Annotated in this window: 15 protein-coding genes; 5 read left to right on the top strand and 10 right to left on the bottom strand. The window is 39.4% G+C overall.

What is annotated here, in order from left to right; all coding sequences use genetic code 11:
- Positions 1 to 95 precede the first annotated feature (95 nt).
- Together OLW01_RS00915 and OLW01_RS00910 are read right to left on the bottom strand one after the other, a co-directional pair.
- Entirely contained in the window at positions 96 to 1,133 is a 1,038-nt protein-coding gene (locus tag OLW01_RS00915; protein WP_268074722.1) for a sodium:calcium antiporter, read from the bottom strand.
- Positions 1,126 to 3,612: an NAD-dependent epimerase/dehydratase family protein gene (locus tag OLW01_RS00910; protein ID WP_268074720.1), complete on the bottom strand. Its 2,487-nt coding sequence runs from the start codon at positions 3,610 to 3,612 to the stop codon at positions 1,126 to 1,128. Before OLW01_RS00910 ends, OLW01_RS00915 begins: the two co-directional genes overlap by 8 nt.
- A 425-nt stretch (positions 3,613 to 4,037) precedes the next feature.
- Between OLW01_RS00910 and OLW01_RS00905 the strand changes: the two genes are divergently transcribed.
- A complete protein-coding gene (locus OLW01_RS00905; protein ID WP_326498588.1) occupies positions 4,038 to 4,940 on the top strand; it encodes an SDR family oxidoreductase in 903 nt (300 codons plus the stop codon).
- An 85-nt stretch (positions 4,941 to 5,025) separates the two neighbouring features.
- Here OLW01_RS00905 and OLW01_RS00900 read toward each other — a convergent pair whose 3' ends face one another.
- Positions 5,026 to 6,255 carry a nucleoside recognition domain-containing protein gene (locus OLW01_RS00900; RefSeq protein WP_268074718.1) on the bottom strand — a complete coding sequence of 410 codons (1,230 nt, stop codon included), beginning with the start codon at positions 6,253 to 6,255 and terminating at the stop codon, positions 5,026 to 5,028.
- 254 nt (positions 6,256 to 6,509) lie between these two features.
- Between OLW01_RS00900 and OLW01_RS00895 the strand changes: the two genes are divergently transcribed.
- Positions 6,510 to 7,910: an alanine/glycine:cation symporter family protein gene (locus OLW01_RS00895; protein WP_268074716.1), complete on the top strand. Its 1,401-nt coding sequence runs from the start codon at positions 6,510 to 6,512 to the stop codon at positions 7,908 to 7,910.
- On the opposite strand, the gene OLW01_RS00890 is transcribed toward OLW01_RS00895, so the two are convergent.
- Both OLW01_RS00890 and OLW01_RS00885 read right to left on the bottom strand, forming a co-directional pair.
- Positions 7,903 to 8,898 carry a M56 family metallopeptidase gene (locus OLW01_RS00890; protein WP_268074714.1) on the bottom strand — a complete coding sequence of 332 codons (996 nt, stop codon included), beginning with the start codon at positions 8,896 to 8,898 and terminating at the stop codon, positions 7,903 to 7,905. The two genes, OLW01_RS00895 and OLW01_RS00890, sit on opposite strands and share 8 nt — an antisense overlap.
- Position 8,899: 1 nt before the next feature.
- Complete coding sequence (locus OLW01_RS00885) at positions 8,900 to 9,337, bottom strand: BlaI/MecI/CopY family transcriptional regulator (RefSeq protein ID WP_268074713.1); 438 nt, start codon at positions 9,335 to 9,337, stop codon at positions 8,900 to 8,902.
- Positions 9,338 to 9,430: 93 nt separating this feature from the next.
- Between OLW01_RS00885 and OLW01_RS00880 the strand changes: the two genes are divergently transcribed.
- Positions 9,431 to 11,479 (top strand): TonB-dependent receptor, encoded by a 2,049-nt coding sequence (locus OLW01_RS00880; protein ID WP_268074711.1) that lies wholly within the window; start codon positions 9,431 to 9,433, stop codon positions 11,477 to 11,479.
- A gap of 89 nt (positions 11,480 to 11,568) precedes the next feature.
- Here the strand turns inward: OLW01_RS00880 and glpQ are convergent, their stop codons facing one another.
- Both glpQ and OLW01_RS00870 read right to left on the bottom strand, forming a co-directional pair.
- Positions 11,569 to 12,549 (bottom strand): glycerophosphodiester phosphodiesterase, encoded by a 981-nt coding sequence (glpQ, locus tag OLW01_RS00875; protein WP_268074709.1) that lies wholly within the window; start codon positions 12,547 to 12,549, stop codon positions 11,569 to 11,571.
- 122 nt (positions 12,550 to 12,671) lie between these two features.
- Positions 12,672 to 14,174, bottom strand: a complete 1,503-nt coding sequence (locus OLW01_RS00870) for a glycosyl hydrolase family 79 N-terminal domain-containing protein (RefSeq protein WP_268074707.1) — start codon at positions 14,172 to 14,174, stop codon at positions 12,672 to 12,674.
- 193 nt (positions 14,175 to 14,367) lie between these two features.
- Between OLW01_RS00870 and OLW01_RS00865 the strand changes: the two genes are divergently transcribed.
- Entirely contained in the window at positions 14,368 to 15,429 is a 1,062-nt protein-coding gene (locus OLW01_RS00865; RefSeq protein ID WP_268074705.1) for a hypothetical protein, read from the top strand.
- Positions 15,430 to 15,610: 181 nt separating this feature from the next.
- Positions 15,611 to 16,579: an alpha/beta hydrolase gene (locus OLW01_RS00860; protein WP_268074703.1), complete on the top strand. Its 969-nt coding sequence runs from the start codon at positions 15,611 to 15,613 to the stop codon at positions 16,577 to 16,579.
- Between the two features lie 2 nt (positions 16,580 to 16,581).
- Here OLW01_RS00860 and OLW01_RS00855 read toward each other — a convergent pair whose 3' ends face one another.
- The 3 genes from OLW01_RS00855 to OLW01_RS00845 form a co-directional block, all read right to left on the bottom strand.
- Positions 16,582 to 17,457: an alpha/beta hydrolase gene (locus OLW01_RS00855; RefSeq protein ID WP_268074701.1), complete on the bottom strand. Its 876-nt coding sequence runs from the start codon at positions 17,455 to 17,457 to the stop codon at positions 16,582 to 16,584.
- Between the two features lie 205 nt (positions 17,458 to 17,662).
- Positions 17,663 to 18,805 (bottom strand): Wadjet anti-phage system protein JetD domain-containing protein, encoded by a 1,143-nt coding sequence (locus OLW01_RS00850; protein ID WP_268076120.1) that lies wholly within the window; start codon positions 18,803 to 18,805, stop codon positions 17,663 to 17,665.
- Between the two features lie 40 nt (positions 18,806 to 18,845).
- Positions 18,846 to 20,693 carry an ATP-binding protein gene (locus OLW01_RS00845; protein WP_268074699.1) on the bottom strand — a complete coding sequence of 616 codons (1,848 nt, stop codon included), beginning with the start codon at positions 20,691 to 20,693 and terminating at the stop codon, positions 18,846 to 18,848.
- Positions 20,694 to 20,719: the final 26 nt, after the last annotated feature.

Raw genomic sequence — 20,719 nt, 5'->3', positions numbered from 1 at the left:
CATTAGTGAACCTTTACGCTACTGCTTGAGAAAGGTTGATTAAAATATTACTCAAATAATGATTACTTATTACGATGCGCTAACTTCAATTCAACTCAGCGCAATGAAAATAAAACAGCTAAACTGGCGATATAACACAGCCCTAAAATGCCGGATTCAATCCCCATTCCTAATATTTTTCTTTTTGACCTCACCAATAAGCCAAGACAATAAATGGCCGTCATAAAAATACCAGCACAAAGAGCAAACGTTGCGGCAGTGTCGATTTCATTGATAATGGGCCCTTTCGTAAAAGCAAAGTCGTTTGGAAATAACAAAAATGTCATAATTAAATTGCTACCAAATACATTTGAAATAGCCATTGTGTAAGCTTTAACTTTGACTGCCGCAATAGACGTGCTTAATTCAGGTAGTGAAGTGGTTAGTGCCAACAACGAGGCTCCAATAAAACTACTGCCTAAACCAGTTTGCTTTGAAAGGGTTTCAGCTAAATCGACTAAAGAAACCCCACACGCAAGAATAACTGCGGCGCATAATATAGAAAAACAAATAAGATATTTAAGCGACTTTTGGTCAAATTTATTGTCTCTTACTGGGTCTGTTTGGTCATCATCAGGTAAATCGACTGGGCTCCAAGTGTCTTTATTTTGCATTATTTTTAAAACAAACATAGACAGCACATATAGCAGAGCAATGCTTAAGCTTCCCAAACCTAACTGAAACCCTAATTGAATGTCTCCTAACGATTTAGCCACTAGTACGGTCGATAATGAAATAATACAAAGTATGCCGGCTACCGCCACCGTAGGATCATGCGGACGTGAACACAAGGTGCCTTTTTTAACCCACACATCAGCCACAGTTAGCACAGCTAATTGTAACAACATACCACCAAACATATTATTCAGAGCCAAAGTGCCATTACCGCTGGATGAAGCGGTTAGCGTTGTGACAAACTCAGGTAATTCAGTTGCAGTCGCTAGCAAAATCAGCCCGAGCAATGCTCTGGCTAACTGGGTTTTCTCTGCGATAGAATCAATTAAATAAGAAAGGCGCGTGCCAGCCAGCCATATTAGGCTCGCTAACACGGTGAAAATTAATAAATTGATGGTTACCGGAAATTGATTAAACAACGGCTTTATCCCATAAACCATAAGTATTATGAATTTTCCCTTTAGGTAAACTCAACCCAATAAATAAGGCGCCACACAAAATACTAGATACAATAGCTAGCAAGCTAGCACCATATATAAATGGTGTGAAAAATAACGCAACACCTAAGGGGATAAGTGCAAATCGAGCAGCTCTTCCAGATTCAGCTAAGGCAGTAATGACAACGGTTATAGCCAGTGAACCAATAATATGATCAGCATTTGCCATCCCTCCCTGAGCATCTAAAGTTATTCGCGTAAACATCAACCATATACCAATTGGAATACACAAGGCTAAATTCCAAGGAAGCGTAACCCCTCCGCCTAGCATATCTTTAATAATGGTCCAAGCGGGTCTTTCAAAATCATCTGTTTTTTCTTCTTCTTTTCCTTCATCAGTATCACCTAAGAAGAAAATTCGTAATAAAGGACGTCCTTGTTTTTTACGGCGATAAAGAAATTCAGAAGTTGCCACCAATTCATCTAACGAATATGGAATTTGGATAAGCATTGCTGCGGCGGCAATTAAACATAGCGTGCACCAGGTCCCCATTAAAATAGGTTGAATAATAATAAATAAAATAGAGATAACCCCAAGCGGCACTATCATAATTCCAAATAACATAACCAACCAAGGCATGGTACGCCATCTACGAACTGAGCCCATAACACCTGTCACAATCTCTAACGCATAAGTCATAGCACCTAAACCGGCATCGGGTACGGGCCACCCTTTAGAAAAATCAGAGGTGATAATTTCTTCAGTACCATTTTGAGGATCACTTGGCATCCCACTAAAAAACGGTTCCCAAATTGAATCTATATGCCCCAATTGATAAGCACACAAATATCTGGAGATAAAAAAACCAACAAAAGCTAAAACAATGATTGGCATTCTTTGCAACCAGCCAGAAGGATTAAATCCCCAACCTGGTGGCGTATTTGGCCCTGTTTCTGAAGCAACTCTACTGACCCCTGGCGTCGGTCTTGAACATACCGCAAACCCAATCACTAACATGCCAACAATGGTATCGTTTAAATAACCTGCGGCTGTTGGTGCCCAAAAAACCAAAGGGGCACCCAAAAGCCATAACCCAATAGCACCAGCAACCCACCTTGCCCAACTCATTCGCCATGACAAAGCTAAAAACGACATCACAAGTAAACCAACCCCAGAACCCATATTACTCCAAGTCATTAACTCTGATTCATAACCAAGAATAAAAGGGGCGCTAATAAGCCAAAGCGCTAATCCCATATTAATAAAATGCGCCCACAAAAATTGCTGATGTTGCGCTTTAAAATGCGACTCGTGCTCTTCACGTAAATTATTCACATTAGATTTTTTTTCATTTGCTGTTTTTACCCAGTCAGGGGGAGTAATGCCATTTTGTTTATACCAACGCGGAGGATCTGCCTTTAAGTTTTTGACTAAAGTCTCAAGCTCATCATAAATATTATGTTTAGGTTTCCAATTAAGTTGTGATTTAGCCTGAGTAATATCTAAGTGATAATGCTGTGAAGCAAGATCTATCATAAAGGGCTTTATAAAAGGCTTTTCGCCTTGATCAATCGCGTCGGGCACTACTGGTTCTGACTTAGTTTCAAGCCAAGCACCGGCTTTAGCGATCGAGCCCGGCACGATAGCCGTACTCCACTCTTCATCCCCAAAAATTAAGCTGCCCAAGCGATTTTGTAGCGCTTGATAACCCATAACATCTTCTTCGCCAGCAAGTAAAGTATGTTGCTGAGGCACCTCATTTCGCTTTTCAATTAAGCACTTGAACATTTCAAGCATATCTTCGCGATGTATAAAAGCCTGACCTGCCATCAGATCGCCTGAATACAAATGACTTTTCAGATCGCGTTCATAAATTCGTGCTATTTGGTCAGACAAAGTAGGAACAGCTATTTTATCGTCGTATAATCCAGCCAACCGAACTAAAGAGTAAGGCATGTCTTTGCAATTCTCTACGACAACTTCTTCAGCTTTCGCTTTAGAAATTGGATATTCCCATTGAGGATCAATTGGCGTTTTTTCATTCACTTTTTGACCCGGAACGCCGGCCTGATGCACGAGCATAGTTGAAGAATAAATAAACCTTTCGACCTCAAACTCTTTCAACCCTTCAATCAGATTCCGAGTGCCATCCACATTTACTTTTTGATACATCGGGTTAGGTTTACCGGTAAAATCAAAATAAGCGGCTAAGTGCACAACCGCCGCAATATTACTGCCATGATCAGCTTTAATTTTACTCATAGCCAACGCGATTGAATCTGCAGAAGTCAGATCGCAGCGGTGAGATTCATCCGTAATTTTACTCTCACTTCTATCCAACCCTATGGTTGTGTAAGAAGATTTTAGCTGTTTACACAATTCTGTCCCTATGTTTCCTGACGCACCGGTAATCAATATAATGGGTTTAGCAGAACCTGAATTTTTGGGTGTATTTGTCATTGGTCAAATGCTCTTCCGTTGAATTAAATTAAACGACTGCGTTTGCTTGGTAAAGAACAATGCACAATGTTTGCCAGCTTTACTTTTTCTCTGTGTATTACGAAAGGTCATTGTAAAAGCAAGCTCTTTGTCTACCGCCTGCTTTTTGCTATTGTGAAAAATTTTTATAAATAACCCACATCACCAATCCAAATGTGTAAAATTTTCAACGAACCGGAAATAATTTACTTGCGGTACCTACCTTATTTAGTTTGCTTACAACTATGGTTAACAAAAAAAGTGATTAGGGTTCTAAAAAATAACCTATGTTTTTGGCTTATCTAATCTCAATTTTAATCTGGGTATGAATTATGCAGTTGACTGACTTCGCGAATGGCTAAATTCGCGAGTGACATTGATGTTTTTATTAATTTATGGAGATATAAATGAAACCGATTAATCAGTTTTCGATGCAAGATCCTCGTACTCAATATTCGATGGATAACAAACGCAGTAACCCAGAACAACCCGATCCAGGGTTAGATACTATTTTAAAACCGCAAGCCGATCACGGTGAAAACAGTTATCAAGGATGCAACCGTCTAGCTGGCCGAAAAGCTTTGATTACCGGCGGTGACTCAGGCATAGGACGCGCTGTCGCAATAGCCTTCGCTCGCGAGGGGGCTGATGTAATTATTAATTATTTACCTGATGAAGAGAAAGATGGCAAAGAAACCCTAAAACAATTGGAAGGCTGCGACGGAAAGAGCTGGGCGATTGTAGGCGATATTTCTCAACAAGATTTCTGCCAAGATTTAATAAAGCAAAGCGTAGACAAAATGGGATCGATAGACATTTTAGTTAATAATGCAGGCAAACAAATATTTGTTGAAGAACTGGAAGAGCTCAGCTCAGAGCAATTTTGCCAAACCTACGCCACGAACGTATTTGCTATGTTTTGGCTAACCAAAGCTGCCGTACCCCATATGCCACCCGGCGCAAGTATTATAAATTCAACGTCAATTCAATCATACCAACCATCAGCTGGTTTATTAGACTATGCGTCAACCAAAGGGGCAATCACCAGTTTTACAAAGAGTTTAGCTAAAATGCTAATTAACAAAGGCATTCGAGTTAACGGCGTAGCACCGGGACCAATTTGGACACCATTACAACAAAGTGGTGGGCAACCAGCTGAAAAATTAGACCACTTTGGTGAACATGTTCCTATGGGCCGTCCAGGACAACCGGCAGAATTAGCACCCACTTACGTTTATCTCGCATCTCAAGAATCAAGTTACGTAACAGCTGAAATTATGGGTGTAACAGGTGGCGCGCATTTACCTTAATGCTTAGGACATTTGTAAATGCTCATTAATGTAGTAGGCAAGTAAAGTGAGTTTGTACCTTTGCTTGCCTATTTTTTTAATCAAACTAACCAAAAAACCAGTAACAAACCACAATCGCGGCGGTGAGGCCTGCGGCATCTGCAATTAACCCACAGCTAATTGCATAGCGGGTATATTTAATGCTAACGCTGCCAAAATAAACTGCCAACACATAAAATGTAGTTTCAGTTGAGCCCTGCATAATGCTGGCAAGTCTTCCGGCAAAAGAGTCTGCGCCATGAGTATTCATGGTTTCAACCATCATAGCGCGGGCGCCACTGCCAGATAGGGGCTTTAAAAATCCCGTTGGTAGCGCATCTACAAACCGGGTGTCAAAACCCAAACTCTGTACAAGAAAGCGAATTGCAGTTAATAACCCATCCAGCATTCCACTGGCTCTTACCGCAGCTATCGCCACCAGCATGGCCAATAAATAAGGAATTATTTGAACTGCTACACCAAAACCTTCTTTCGCGCCTTCTACAAACTCCTGATAGGCTTCAACCTTTTTAATCGCTGCAATGGCTAATACCAAACAAATAAAACTTATTAATAAAAAATTAGCCCAAAAGGATGAAATCTTTGCAAGTTGTTCCGCACTCATAGTTAATAAATAACTGACGCCCGCGGCAAATAGCGCAAATATAACACCAAAGATGGCCAGCGGTTTAAGCTTAAATAACGGCAGTTTTTGAATGCTGGCTACCGCAATAATGCCCGCAATAGTTGAGCAGAGTGTAGCGAATAAAATAGGTAAAAAAACATCAGTAGCGGTTGCAGCCCCAGCTTGCGCCCGATACATAAAAACGGTAACAGGAAAAATAGTGACCGATGATGTATTAAGTACCAGAAACATAATTTGCGCATCGCTGGCAGTATCTTTGTTTAGGTTATGAGCTTGCAAGCTTTGCATAGCCTTTAAACCGAGTGGTGTAGCTGCATTATCTAACCCCATCATATTGGCGGCTAGATTCATCGAAATATGACCTTGTGCTGGACTATTTTCAGGAATACCCGGCATCAGTACCCGAAACACAGGTGACATTAAATGAGCGAGTTTATCAATGAGGCCTGCCTTTTCTGCTACTTTGCTAATGCCTAGCCAAAATGCGAGCAAGCCTATCAAACCAACCGCTATCTCAACACTTAATTTAGCCATATCAAATAAGCTTTGAATCATGCGCGCATAAACATCGCTATCGCCCATTACCAAAGCATTAAAGCTTGCATATATAAATGCAGATAAAATGAATCCAAGCCAAATCCGGTTAAGCAAACAAAGCCACTCCTGAGTTAATAATCTGCAAATGACAAACTAAGAAATACTTAAATATGTTTTATTTCAAACTGTTTTAATTCTTATCATAATAGCAAAAACAGTCGTAAAAATATTAGCTTAAATTTGACTCAACCAAAACAGCTGATTTATTTATCCATTAAAAACTGTTAGGTTTTAGCTGTCAAAACTCAAAAAATACGAATAAATACGAACATTCAGTACCCTCTAAATAATTAAAAAGGTTTAACCTTATGTCTTTGCTTTCAAGTATTGATGCAGCACTTGCTGCTTTTGTTACTTTTGTATGGGGCACGCCCTTGCTCATATTACTGGTTGGTGGCGGGCTTTTTCTGCTAATCACTTCTCGCGCTAGACCATATCGCTATCTGCAACACAGCATAGATTTACTACGGGGAAAATACGATAACCCAGATGATCCCGGCCAAGTTTCGCACAGTCAGGCATTATCCACTGCTCTTTCTGGCACATTAGGGCTAGGCAATATTGCCGGTGTTGCTATTGCAATTTCTACAGGCGGACCCGGCGCTATATTTTGGATGTGGGTAACCGCCATTGTGGCCGTTGCTACAAAGTTTTATACCGCATCTTTGTCAATTATGTACCGTGGTTATGACTCAAATGGTGAATTACAAGGCGGCCCCATGTATGTCATTCGTGAAGGCTTAAGTAAAAAATGGCGACCACTCGCTTCATTATTTGCAATCGCGGCGTTATTGGGGTTACTACCTTCATTTCAATCAAATCAAACGGTTCAGCTTTTAAGAACCGCATTTGCCGAACCATGGGGGTGGGCAAATGAAGATAATTCATTTTTGTTTGATTTAAGTTTAGGCTTGGTTTTGGCTGTTGCCGCTGGGGTTGTTATTGCGGGACGAATTCAGCGTATTGCCAAATTTGCCGAAAAAATTGTACCGGCTATGGTGGTGTTTTATCTAGCATTAACCTTTATTGTGATTGCTTATTTTTGGCAGCAAGTACCCGCCGCTTTTATGAGTATTATTAGCGATGCATTTAGCGGCGAGGCTATTGCGGGCGGTGCATTAGGCACGGTGATAGCAACCGGAATCAGCCGAGGGGCATTTTCAAATGAGGCTGGGATAGGTACAGAATCATTAGCGCACGGGGCAGCTAAAACCCGAGAACCTATCCGCGAAGGGTTAGTTGCAACACTAGGTCCGATTGTTGATACCTTAATTGTTTGCACCTGCACGGCACTCGTTATTTTAGTTACGGGTGTGTGGCAAGAGGCCGATGGGATCAAAGGCGTTAGCTTAACAGCAAATGCTTTTTCGAACGTTTTTGGAGAAAGCCTAGGGCCTATATTGTTATTAATTATGGTACTGCCGCTGGCTTTTAGTACTATGGTGACTTTTTGGTATTACGGCACTAAATGTTTTGCATTTTTATTCGGCCATAAATGGTTAAAATTTTATAGCCTAAGTTACATTATACTCATTATCGTCGGTGCTGTGGCCTCGCTAGACATAATCAATAATTTAATTATCGGTATGTATGCGATTATGGCGATTCCAACTATGGTTTCGACCTTGCTATTACATAAAAAAGTAAACTACTCTGCTAGTCAGTATTTCGAACATAACCAGAAAAAATTCACTGGAAAAGTTAATTAGAAATCCACTCTAAAAAAGGGTGACCAAAGTACAATAGTACCAGTAATATTAACGTTGAAAATATTAGCACTTTAAATAAAGCCCAAATGCTTTTACCAGCATCGCAAGACTGAATTAACCGGTTTTCTCGTTGTAAATCTGAAATCCGGCTAGTTTGCGTTTGGTTCGCATTGCTTGTATTTTGGCAATGTCCACTGGCTAACTTAACCGATTGTTCAATCGCTGTGGCTAGGTGGTTTACTTGTCCACTTTTAGTCACGGCAAGTAAATCACAGGCAAGCTCTGTATCATGTAAATAATCTTGCTTTAACCGAACTTTACCTTGTTTGGGCCAGCACCAACTTGCCCAATAGATCAGCCATTTTCGTAAATTATCATGCCGAATAGCATGGGCGTATTCGTGCATTAAGACCATATTTAATTCCTCAGGCGATAGCTGCTCTACAAGCAAGCGAGAAACATAAATTTGAGGATTAAATAATCCAGCACACCAAGCTAATGCCTTGTCACTTTCTACCAACCGATATACTAAAGATTGTTGATACAGCACATTGTCAGACACAGAATCCAAGCGCTCTGTTTGTTTAATTGATAACTTATTCAACACCGAAAGGTAGCGCTTACTTACTTTAACTTGCCTTAAGATTAGCGTTAAAAAAAGACTAATAAATAATAAAGAGAGGGAAATAAGCGTAACGCTTTCAATTTGATGAGCATCAATATGTAGCCAATGCGGAGCACAAACATTGTCGTGACAATGCCCTACCACCCAGTTTTTTATCAATTCAGGTTGGGTAAATAAAAACAATGCCAAGCTGGAAATAACCACCGGCAGTAACCCATAAAATAAACGTAGTCTCAGCCTTTGGTTAACGGGTAAATATTGGATAGATTGATTAAAAAAGCCGTAAAAAAAGCTAAAGACCAAACTATTAAAAACAAAAAAAGTAACCCAAACAAATAAAATACTGGCGATCAAAAACAACAAATTATTTTCCTTTAGGCTTATTCTCAGCACTTAAACTTTGCTGAACCTGCTTTAATGACTCGGGAGATTCGCCAGCCACAAATTCCATAAAACCAGAAATCATAGGTGCCATATCACCATCGCTTATTTGACTGGCTATATCTTGTAATAAACTGCTAATAATTGAGCTTTGCGACACGCTTGCAGTGTATAAAAAATAACGGCCTGATTTTTTACGGTTTAATAAAGTTTTACGGTGCAAACGTTCAAGTGTGCTTTGCATAGTACTCAAACTAATCTTTTCAGTTTCAATATAATCTAATACTTGTTGAGCCGACAACTCACCCTGTTGCCATAATATTTGTAAAACTTCGATTTCGCGTGCGCCTAAGGTTGGCACCTGTGTTTGTTGGCGACGATTGCCAAACCACTGACTGAGCCCCTTACCCAAATTTTTCATAAAACCTAGCCCTTATCGGTTTTTAAATCCTGTTAGATAATGAAACTAATACGAGTCAATCTGCAAATTATATCACTTATAAAGGAATTAAAAATGAAAAAGCTCTCAGTGATTTTATTAAGTACGCTTACAGCTCCCGCTTTTGCTGATGTACCAGAAAAAGAAGTGATTGAAATAGAAGGCCGAAAAATGAACCTAATTGGCGAAGCTATATCTGCGTCACAAGGGATTGTCGGTAAACAAGAAATTGAACTTAGACCTATGTTAAGAACCGGCGATGTACTTGAGTTTGTGCCCGGCATGGTGGTAACTCAACACAGCGGAACCGGCAAAGCAAATCAATATTTTTTACGTGGGTTTAACTTAGATCATGGTACCGATTTTTCTACGTCTATCGACGGTATGCCGATTAATATGCGAACCCACGGGCATGGTCAAGGTTATACAGATTTAAATTTTATTATTCCGGAAACCATTGAAAAACTCAGCTATAAAAAAGGCGGTTATTACGCCGATGTAGGTGACTTTAGCGGGGCTGGTAGCGCTCAAATGTTTACATCTAGCCAAGTCGATAATGGAGAAGCTGAAATTACTTTAGGTGAAAACAACTTCCTTAGACTGCTTGCAATGGATAGCTCAGAACTTGCCAATGGCCATATTTTAGCAGCCGTTGAATACAATGAAAACGAAGGGCCTTGGTCTGATATAGATGAAGATTTAAGCAAAACTAACTTGTTAGTTAAATATGCCCAACCTTTGGCTGACGGACAACTCAGTTTTAGTTTTATGGGTTACGATAACAGCTGGAACAGTGCAGACCAAATTCCCTCTCGCGCGGTTGAACAAGATTTAATTAGTGAGTTAGGCTCGCTGGATAACTCACTAGGCGGTGAATCCAGCCGCTATAGTTTAAATGTAGACTGGCAAAATAAACACTGGCACGCGAGTGCTTATGCAATCCAGTACGATATGAAACTCTGGTCAAATTTTACTTACTTTTTAGAAGATGAGGATAACGGTGATCAGTTTGAGCAAGTAGACAAACGAAATATTTTTGGTGGTCAACTTCATTTTATTGAGCACAGTAAAATTGCAGGGCTAGATATGAGCAATAAAATTGGCGCTGAGATCAGATACGATGATATCGACGAAGTTGGCTTATACCACACTCAACAACGCAATCGATTAGGCGTAGTACGCAAAGACGCAGTAAAAGAGCTAAGTACGGCGGTGTACTGGGAAAACCGTATTAGCTGGAGTGATAATTTACGCTCTGTTTTTGGTGCCCGTGCTGATTATTATGATTTTGAAGTGAAAGATTTAGCCGGAACCAACCAAAACGGTGTCGATTTATCAGCAAATAGTGGTGAGCAAGATGATAGCTTGGCCTCGTTTAAAGGTAGTTTGATTTACACCTTATCAGATGACTGGGAAACCTATTTATCAGCCGGACAAGGCTTTCATTCAAATGATGCGCGTGGCACTACGATTCAGGTTGATCCAAGTGATGCCAGTGCGGTTTCACAAGTTGATCCTTTAGTGCGCTCGTTTGGCTACGAAGCCGGTTTACGGGGTTTTATTACTGAAAAATTAAATACCTCAGTGGCGCTTTGGTCACTGGAATTAGACAGCGAGCTTTTATTTGTGGGTGATGCCGGTAATACCGAAGCGAGCCGAGGCTCTGAAAGAAAAGGGCTAGAGATCACCACTTACTATTATTTTTCAGAACAATTGAGCGCTGACTTTGAGTATGCTTACACGGATGCTGAATTTTCACAAAATGCACCTGAAGGAAATCATATTCCTGGTGCTATTGAGCATGTTTTACAAGCCGGTTTAAATGCTAAATTTGATAATGGTTTATTTGGCAGCGTGCGTTTGCGACACTTTGGCGAGCGTCCACTAAACGAAGACGCATCAGTTTATTCTGGCAGCAGTTCAATTATGAATTTACGAGCGGGTTACGCTTATGATAAATGGACATTTGTCGCAGATATATTAAACCTAACCGACAGTCAGGATCATGATATTGATTATTTATATGAATCAAAACTGGCCGGAGAAAATACAGCAGTAGAAGATATTCACTATCATGTGTTTGAACCTAGACAAGTTAGGTTTTCAGTCAGTTATCAACTGTAAACGTTAAAAAAAGCTGAGTAATAATACTCAGCTTTTGTTACTCGCTAATCCCTTGCCTTAATTATTAGCCGCTTAGTGTTAAATAACCTTTAGTTTTGCTTTAAATAATCCACAAAGTGGTCAGTAAAATCAGTAAATAAGCCATTAATTTCAAGCTGATGAACTAATAAATTAAATAATTTGTCTTGTGATATTCCGGTGGGGAGCAACTCAACTCGGTAAGTATATGGATGAATTTTAAAACCTAAATTTTTGGCTACTTTAGCAAACTGGCTCGGCTGACTTGTTTTAAAATTAATTAAATGTGTTATCCGTGGACCAATAAACGGGGTCACTTTCGCTATTTTTTTAAGTCCTTTTTCTGTTCGCATAAAATTATAATCGGTATCAGATTCATTCCAGCTATTTTCGCCTATCAAAAAAACCAGTTTGGCTTTTAATTGTAGCTCCTGCTTTAGTCGGCGTATTTCGTTAAAATCAAAACATTGTACATAAACCGCAGCCTTCGTACTGTCTAAATTGTGCTGGCGTAATACCTTAACCAGCATTTTAGAAATATCTTTTCCTTGGTTTTGATGCCATGCAGGTGATTTGATCTCTGGATATAAACCTACGTTTTTACCCGTCTGACGGTTTAGCTGAGTAATAAGCTCAATTTGCTCAGCAAATGTTGATATTTTAAATGCCGCATGCCCTTGATATCGATTACTAAAAACTTGGGTATTATCTATGTGTTGCCTTTCATGTACAGTTAGCTGTTTTAATTCTGCCAAGGTAAAATCAATTACATAGTATCGACCATTTTGTCTTTTCCGGCTCGGAAAAACCTGAGCCACGTTAGTGACTGTATCTAAATAAATATCATGTAAAACAACTAAATGATTATCTTTAGATAGCACTAAATCTTGCTCAATATAATCAGCACCAGCCGCATAAGCATAAGTTAAAGCAGGCAAAGTATGCTCTGGCAAATAGCCCGACGCACCGCGGTGTGCAATCACAATAGGCTTAGCCACTGAATGATAACTGACTATAATGGCCAGTATAAAAGTTGTGATTTTAATCATCATAAGAAACGCTCTTTGCAGCCTAATATAGATAATAATCAAATCAGCCATTCAATCACTATCTATAATTCAGCCTTATTTTTATTAAGTATAGCCACACCTACTAGCAATACTTATCGACAAGTTCATTCAATTGACTCAACCAGCCAAAAGTTAATACTAAAAGGTGCAAGACTTGGTTCTAAAGGAAGCTGGGGAAAGTCGTTCAATGCAATGTTTCCTTTTTTAAATTTCACTATTTGACCATTTATCATCACCTTTTTCGCATCAATTTTTTTTGCTGTGAGTGCATAAGCTTGCTGTATTTTACCAAATCCAGTTAAGTTAATATCAACTCTTAAGCTGGCCAAGTTAATCAATAATAGCGTTTTCGATTTACCTGATTTATCCGGTGTTTGATGACAATAAGCTCGAATTCGCGAATCTGAACTAGAAATTTCAAATACCTGCTCTCCCATTAATTGATTCCATAGCCAACTGACCCAGTAGTCAGGTCTGGGTTTAAGCGTTACACGGCTAATTAAACCATAATCGCCGCCAATTAAACTTTGTCGAATCATCACTTTATGACCTGATACCGCCCCTCGCCCTAACTGTTCAGCCCACCAAAAACAAGATACAAAACGATCCGATAATTCAGGTTGGCCGCCACATTGAGCTGATCCAGTTTCACCTGTCCAAAGTTCAGCTTGAGGCTGATACGTATCACGCCAAGTATTTAGTTTATCAGTGTATTGCTGAAAATCTTTAAATGATTTAGGCGACAGTAATGCGCGTAACGTCGCTGTGCGGGTTCTAACAGGTGAGCGGGTACTTTGAAATGGGTAATAATGCCAACTTAAAATATCCAGTTTAAAACTTAAATTTGCCAAAAATTGCTGACTTAAATTAGGCAAAGGTTTTAACGATTCACCCAGTTTTGGCCAATAAGCACTACCCGGGCCCATTACCTTTATATTAGGAAAATATCCCTTAACTAAAGTCGCAAAAGCTGCATAATCTAGCGCTAAATTTTGCCCGCTTGGCTGGGCACGAAAACCATGAAAAGCCCAATAAGCATTAAGCTCATTACCGAGTTCGCAAACCTCTATTTGGTAACCTTGCTGAGTTGAATAATCTAATAAAGCTTTAATTTCAGAGCCTTGCCAGTTGCCATGTTGGCTACGTTCAAATAAACCATATTTAAATGTAAAGATGAGTTTTAGTTGATTTTGTTGAACAAATTGATGCAAGTGATCCCACATTTCCGTAGTTAATACTAACGCATCAGGTTGTTGAGCTGGCCGAGAAAAATAGTGAATTTTGTCGGCTTCAGATCCGCCCACCCGCAGGTATGATGGTCCTAAAGCTTTTACGAGTCGGTTTAATTTTTTAGCCGTTAAATCAATTGGCGAAACGCGTAACGTCCCTAAACCTTTTTTAACGCCTTGACTGCCTTCCCACCAATAACCGCCAACCAGTACTGAGGTATCAAGTGAAAATGACAAATATTCGGGTTCAATTTGAGCTACAGGGTTAATTTTTTCTAGCTTAACCTCAACTGTTTTAGGGATTGCTGCTCGGTAATGAAAACGCCAAACCCGACAAAGTTGGGCATAAACTCGTCGACTTATTCGCTTAATTAGCATAAACCTCAAATGTGCATTTAAGTTATAACACTAGCCTAGCCCAGTTGGATGGCGGATTTATGACAAAGCGTTCAACAACTGGCAGACAATTTGCTCTACTAACCGAGCTAAGGCAGCTAATAGATAAACTGGCAAAAGCTTGCCGTTAATTCAATATAAGCGGCAATAACCACAAACGCAAAAAGGAAAAAGGATGATTTCAAATATTCAACTTACTCAGCAGTCAGTAAACTTACTGCAAAAAAGAGACTTATCTCAATCTGAAATAAATCAATTTTCTGGGCTGTTAAGTAAAACTAATAGCGCCGAGCAATCAGCACATGAAAAGCTACAAAGCTTAACGCCTGAAGAATTAAAGCTAGTACAAAAAGCGAATTCGTTAGCGCAAAAAATAAACATTAGCCAACTATCAGAAGAAGGGGCAAGCAACTTACTTAAACAGCCTGATAACAGTAATAAAGTAGATCTCAATAATGATGGCATAGTCGAAGTAGGAACGGCCCGAAACATAGTGTTTCCGCCAGTTAATGCCCCTGAATCAGTTAAACGTGCTTGGGAGGAATCAACCGAAGGCATGCCCGAAATGGAAAAAATGACACTGCAACTAACCATGCATACTGCCATTTATGGATTTAATATTAATGGCGCCGAGCCAAAACCTGCGCTACCACCAAAAGAGCAATGGAATGCCCAAAATATTGATAAATTGTTTGAGTATTTGCAAGGCACTTTAGATTTTAGAGTGAACCAAGAAGGTTGGACAGAGCATAATTTAATGCTAAAAGATTTTTATGCATGCTTTGAATCCAATATCAATAAGCAAACCCAGCAAGCTAATGAACAGGCCAATAACGCCGCTGTTTATTTAGCTGATCAGGATGACGAGAACAACCATAATCATTATCTTGAAAATACCCAAGACAATGCATCCAAGCAAAGTGCAACCCAAACAAACGAAGAATCGACACAAACTATTATCCAATTATTGCTGGATGCCCAAATGGGTATCGACAGAGAAAAAATAGATAAAATTGATGAAAAAATAAAAGCCGTGAATAACAACACAAGCTTAAGTGCAGAACAAAAACAAGGGCAATTAAAATCACTTGAAGAACAAAAACAAGCATTAATTGAAGACGCCCAAAAACAACGAGTTGAAGCAGAAAAACGCAAAGCCTTACTTGGTAAAAATGATCTTATGCTAGAAAACTTTCAAGAATCATCAATAAAAAATAAATTTGTTGCGGCCAGCTAACAGTATGACAGTCGACTATACTTAATCAAGGTTAAAGCGTTAAACCATATTTAACCTTGACTAAGTCAATTTGGCTGCAACAGTGCCGTTATCATTTTTAGTTTATATCCAAAATCACTCCTATGACGTCTCAGCGGTTAATGTGTTAGGTAATTATGGTTTTTCAATGAGGAAAATAGCCATGTTATTTGCAACGAATAGAACCCCCAGAGAATCCAACCGAAGTAAAAAAAATCGTAATATTTCGTTTAGCAAACAAACCACACGTCCCACTTTGGATATGTTTTTTTGTGAACGCGAACACCCAAGTAAATATACCGAAATAGGCAGTCCGGCATTTTTTGAAAGGCTTAAAAAGCTCAGTAAAAATATGCAAATATTATTATATATTCACGGTTTTAATAACACCCCAGAAGAAGATATATTCCCTGATGCTGAAAAATTACAAACTTTAATTAACCAGCTAAAAGGTGAACATTTCGCACTGGTTGTGCCATTAATTTGGCCTTGTGACGACGATTGCTTTGTCGCTTTTTTAGATGATTACTGGGACGATCAAAAAGCAGCTGATGCCAGCGGGTTGGCATTTGCACGAGTGCTCAGTAAATTTGACATTTGGCGAGCCAGTGAAGCCAAAAAAGTAAATCCTTGTACTCGGCGGGTTAATATTTTAGCGCACTCCATGGGCAACCGAGTGCTTAGAAATGCGTTTGCCAGTTGGGCAAAACATGATCACAGAGGTGCAGCGCCCTTATTGTTCAGAAATATATTTATGATGGCACCCGATGTGGTTAACCAGTGCTTAGAGCCAGGTGAAAGCGCGGCAGTATTACCGCAATGCGCTCGTAACTTAGTGGTTTATTTTGCTAATGATGATTTAGCCATGCCGGCCAGCAAGCTTGCTAATTTAAAATGTAAATCAGTTTCGAGGCGCCTTGGTATGACAGGGCTTGAACGTTTAGACAAAGTTCCAAAAAATGTTTATGAGGTCGATTGCGATAATTTTAATAATTTTTTTGATTTAAAAGGTCATCACTACTTTACAGAGAAAAATAACGTAATTAGCCCAGCGTTAACTCATTTATTAACGGTAATGGAAACAGGCAGAATGCCAAGCGAAGCACGCTCTATCATTTTGGCTAAGCCTTAAATTCAGGCTGAACTTTTCGGCTTTTTATATTGTTTAAAAAACGCATTAATGTCATTTATTACGGGGGCTTTTTTAGGTAAAAACCAAGTTAACCCCGAAATAATACCGACATGATCAACATCTGGATAAATAATGCGTTTTACTCTGCCTTGCTTCTTAAGAATTTTTTCCGTTAATAAATCAATATTTCTGCGCCACACGGCTTCGTCTTCATCGCCCCACATTAATAACATAGGTGGTTCTGTACCATCAATAAAATGACTAACAACCATATTTTTAAAATTCTCTGGTGGCCCAAACATATCTTTTAAATCAGGCGCTTTGGGTACAAAATCATAAGGTCCAGCTAAGCCAGCAAATGCACTGATAATATTAGGGCTTAAATTTTCAGCACCTAAATAAGACTCATCAGCGGTAATTAATGCCCCTATATGTGCGCCCGATGAATGGCCTGATACAAAAAGCTGCTTTGGGTCGCCACCGTATTGACTAATATGACGATAAGTCCAAGCAATAGCTTTAGCGCCATCTTCAACAAAGGTAGGAAATTTTACGTTTGGATATTTTCGGTAATCCGCAATTACAGCAATATACCCTTGATTCGCCAGTTTTTGTCCAATAAAAGCATACATTTCTTTGCTGCCGTCAGTCCAGCGTCCTCCGTAAAAGAAAACAACCACAGGGCGTGACTCGGTAATATCACCTTCTATTTGTTCCGGAATAAAAATATCTAACTTTTGCTGGTTTTGTTCGCCATAAGCCTGATTTTTAACAATGGTATGACTACTTAATTTGGCAGGTAAATTCGCTATGGTGATGCCAGCTTTGGTGCAGCCTAATAGCAATAATGAACTCAAGATCACAAGCACGCTTTTCATTTTATTTATCCTTTATCCTCTTTAACCGACGCAAAATATTAATATCAACATATCATCAATTAATACTGCTTCCATTGCGTTTTGGCTCATTTTTGATTTATAAATCGCCATGATGGCATTTACCGTTATGGGGATCTGCTCTGTGAAACGGGCTAAGGTTAAGGTAAGTTATTTTAACAAAGTGAGAAATGCTTGATTCAAAATACTAAACGGCACTTTGGAGCAAATGAAACGGAATTTGTTCCTGCTCCAATCGTAAGTTAGCTTGCCAATAATGAGTTTTAAGGTTTGAATACAGTAAGTGTTCAGCTTGAGTTAAATTTGATAGCTGCTGAGCCGCATGCACTTTGCTTTCAGGCTCTTTCCCCCAAACAGGTTTACAAGCAAGCAAAGTTGCTTCATCCATTAGCATAGATTTTACTTTAGGAAAGTAACCTCTTAGCTGAGATAAAATCGCAAAACCATGAGTGTCTATGTCACCCCAATAATAAATAGCGACCTGATTTAACCAACTTACTTCTTTTAATAATTGCACGCCATAGCCTAAACCAAAAACACAGATAGCGTTATTAACGGGCGGAAAAGCCAATCCACTGATTTTATTTTCTGTGATAAATACTTTATCAATGAGCAAATTCAATTGTGCAAATTGCGCAATTGGTAAACTTAAATCAGTCAACCCCGCTAAGTCGTCGGCAAGCAAAGGATCTAATACTCGAAAACGAATAACAGGTGCATCAAACAGCAAACCAAAACGCTTTTCAAATCCGTGCTCTGCTAATTTATCAAAATTTGCGTTAATTGCACTGGCAGGCAGCAGGTGATCAAATAAGTTCTTTAAAATTCGTTTATGGCTTTCAATAAATTTAGTATCTACCCCTTCAATATCGAGTTGGCGAATATAACAGTTGGGGTTAGGATGATTTAAAAAATATTGGCATACCCGAATCAATTTATCCCAAACCTGCATATATTCAACAATATACCGAGCGTTCCCGGGTAGCCAACTCGCTAGCCCCGGCAATTCTTGTGTTATCTTTTCAATACTGCGTAAAAAGCCTTGCCAAGCTTGAAATTGCCCCAAATAACGAGCCAGCGATTCAATATTGTCTATTTGAATCATCACCGGAATATTTTGTTTGCCCATTTTAGCAAACTGGTTGATTTGTTTAACCAATGTAAAACCCGGATATTCATCAAAGGTTTGCATTTGCTGTTGCCAATGCACAAATTCGTCCCAGTGATATAGCAAATCTTTATCTGTGACCTTTGATAACTTAACCTGAACTGGAAAGCTCAACTCTCCAGCTAGCCAATCCTGATGAAACTTAAATTGATGCCAAGAGATCGTTGCAGCTTAGCTTTGATGGTTTTGGGATCGGCTAATTTCATTGTAGCTCAAGCATTCTGGCGTATTGTTGTAATTTTTTATTCTGTTCCAGTTTTTCTCGGTAAGCATCAATGGTCATATTAAGCAACATAGAGCGATTATTTTTTTGGTCTACAAAGTGGACATTTTGAACGTAATTTTCAATAACATCCAATTTTTGCATCGGGGTAACCAATATCAGTTGCAAGCCCAGTTTTTCAAACAGCTCAAGTCCAAAACGGGTACTGTCTTTTGAGCCGCGGGCAAAAGCTTCATCAATCACCACCAAATTAAAACGGCGCTTGGCGTTGTCGAGCAATCCATATTGCAGCAAAATGGCCGCCGCCAAAATAGAGTAAGCCAGTTTTTCTTTTTGCCCACCAGACTTGCCGCCGGAATCGGAATAACATTCTTTTTCGCTATTATCTTCCCGGTACCGTTCAACCACATTAAATAAATACCAGTAGCGTACATCCACTACTTTTTCAGTCCATTTTGGCTGGTTGCGCATTTGCTCAATTAAATCTTTGACCCGCTCAAATTTTTCTTCTGAATACAAATTATCGTCAGTGCTAAGCTCGACACATTGTTTGAGTCTGACTTTAAAATCACGAATATCCACATCGGCAGAACTAATACTGTCAATTTCAATGTAGGTACCGGCTTGATAGTCTAGTTCGTGTAATGACTGATTGATTAATCGAATACGGGCAGCAATGCTTTCATCTTGCCTGTCGAGGTGGCTGCGAAACAGTGCCATGGCACGTATGGTATCCCGGTTAAGCATTTCTTTAAAACGCCCTTCATGGCGAGGAAAATCTTCATCAGTAAGCTGTTTCAGCAATTGTTGATATTCAGGCAAAGCTTCAGCACTTTTATCCAGTTCAGTCACCTCATTCGGAAATGCACTGGCGAATTCCCCCATCGCACTTATCATTTGATTCAGTTTTCGTGTACGTTTAGCTTCAAGGTTGCTGATATTTTCATTCACTTTGCTTCTCAGCTGAATTGATAAGTTATGCAGCATGTTAACCCTTATTTGCGTCGGTTTAATATGCTGTTTATAAATAGCATCTAAGCTAACAAAGGTATCAGTGCGCGCGGTTTCAGGTAATGATTCAAACAAGCTTTTGTTTTCATTCAGCGAATTTTCATCAGACGCAATTTCAGTTTCTGTTGCGCCTTTTTCTGAATAATGGCGATTTAATGCCGCTTCATTATCCTTAAACTTTTGTTGATGTTCTTGCAGCGCCTGTTGAAGGTTTTTAAGTACATCTGAGGCAGATTCCAAAGTTTGCTTTTCAAGCTGCAATTGAGCCACTTTATCGCTGTAATATGGCCAGTTTATTTGGCTAAATGTAAAATTAAAGTCGGCTAAATTAAGCGCATTTCGGCTTTGGCTAATCAGTCGGTCTTTCTCGTTTTTAAATTGTGAAAGCTCTGTTTTTAGTGCTTTTTGTTGTTGCTCAAGGTTATCTAACCGAGCACTCAGTAAGTCGATTTTCTCTCGGTTACTCCACCCCAAGACGTAACGGCTTTTATCCTGAATGTTATGCCTGTCATCTTTTTCATGGCGAAAGCGTCCACTTTTAATCTGCCCCTGCAAACTAAGCGCTTTTTCACTGCGCCTAAAATCATCTAAATGCTCACAACAGCTATAATCAAACCTTTGTTGAAGCTGGCTTTGCAACCATTGGTAATGTTCTGAATCAGGTTTTATCTCAACCTTACTCAATAAAGAATCAGACTCAGGTGAAATCGGAAAATAGTTTTGTCGTTGTTTGATACGATAATAAACTACCCGAGCGCCCAAATGCGTATTTTCAATAAAGTCACAAACATCTGCATATAGATGATCGGGCACCATTAAACTTAAAGCAAAATTATGTAAAA

This window comes from Catenovulum adriaticum (assembly GCF_026725475.1).
Classification (GTDB): Bacteria; Pseudomonadota; Gammaproteobacteria; order Enterobacterales; family Alteromonadaceae; genus Catenovulum; species Catenovulum adriaticum.
The sequence above is the reverse complement of the archived record's forward strand: the minus strand, read 5'-3'. Positions and strand labels throughout refer to the sequence as shown.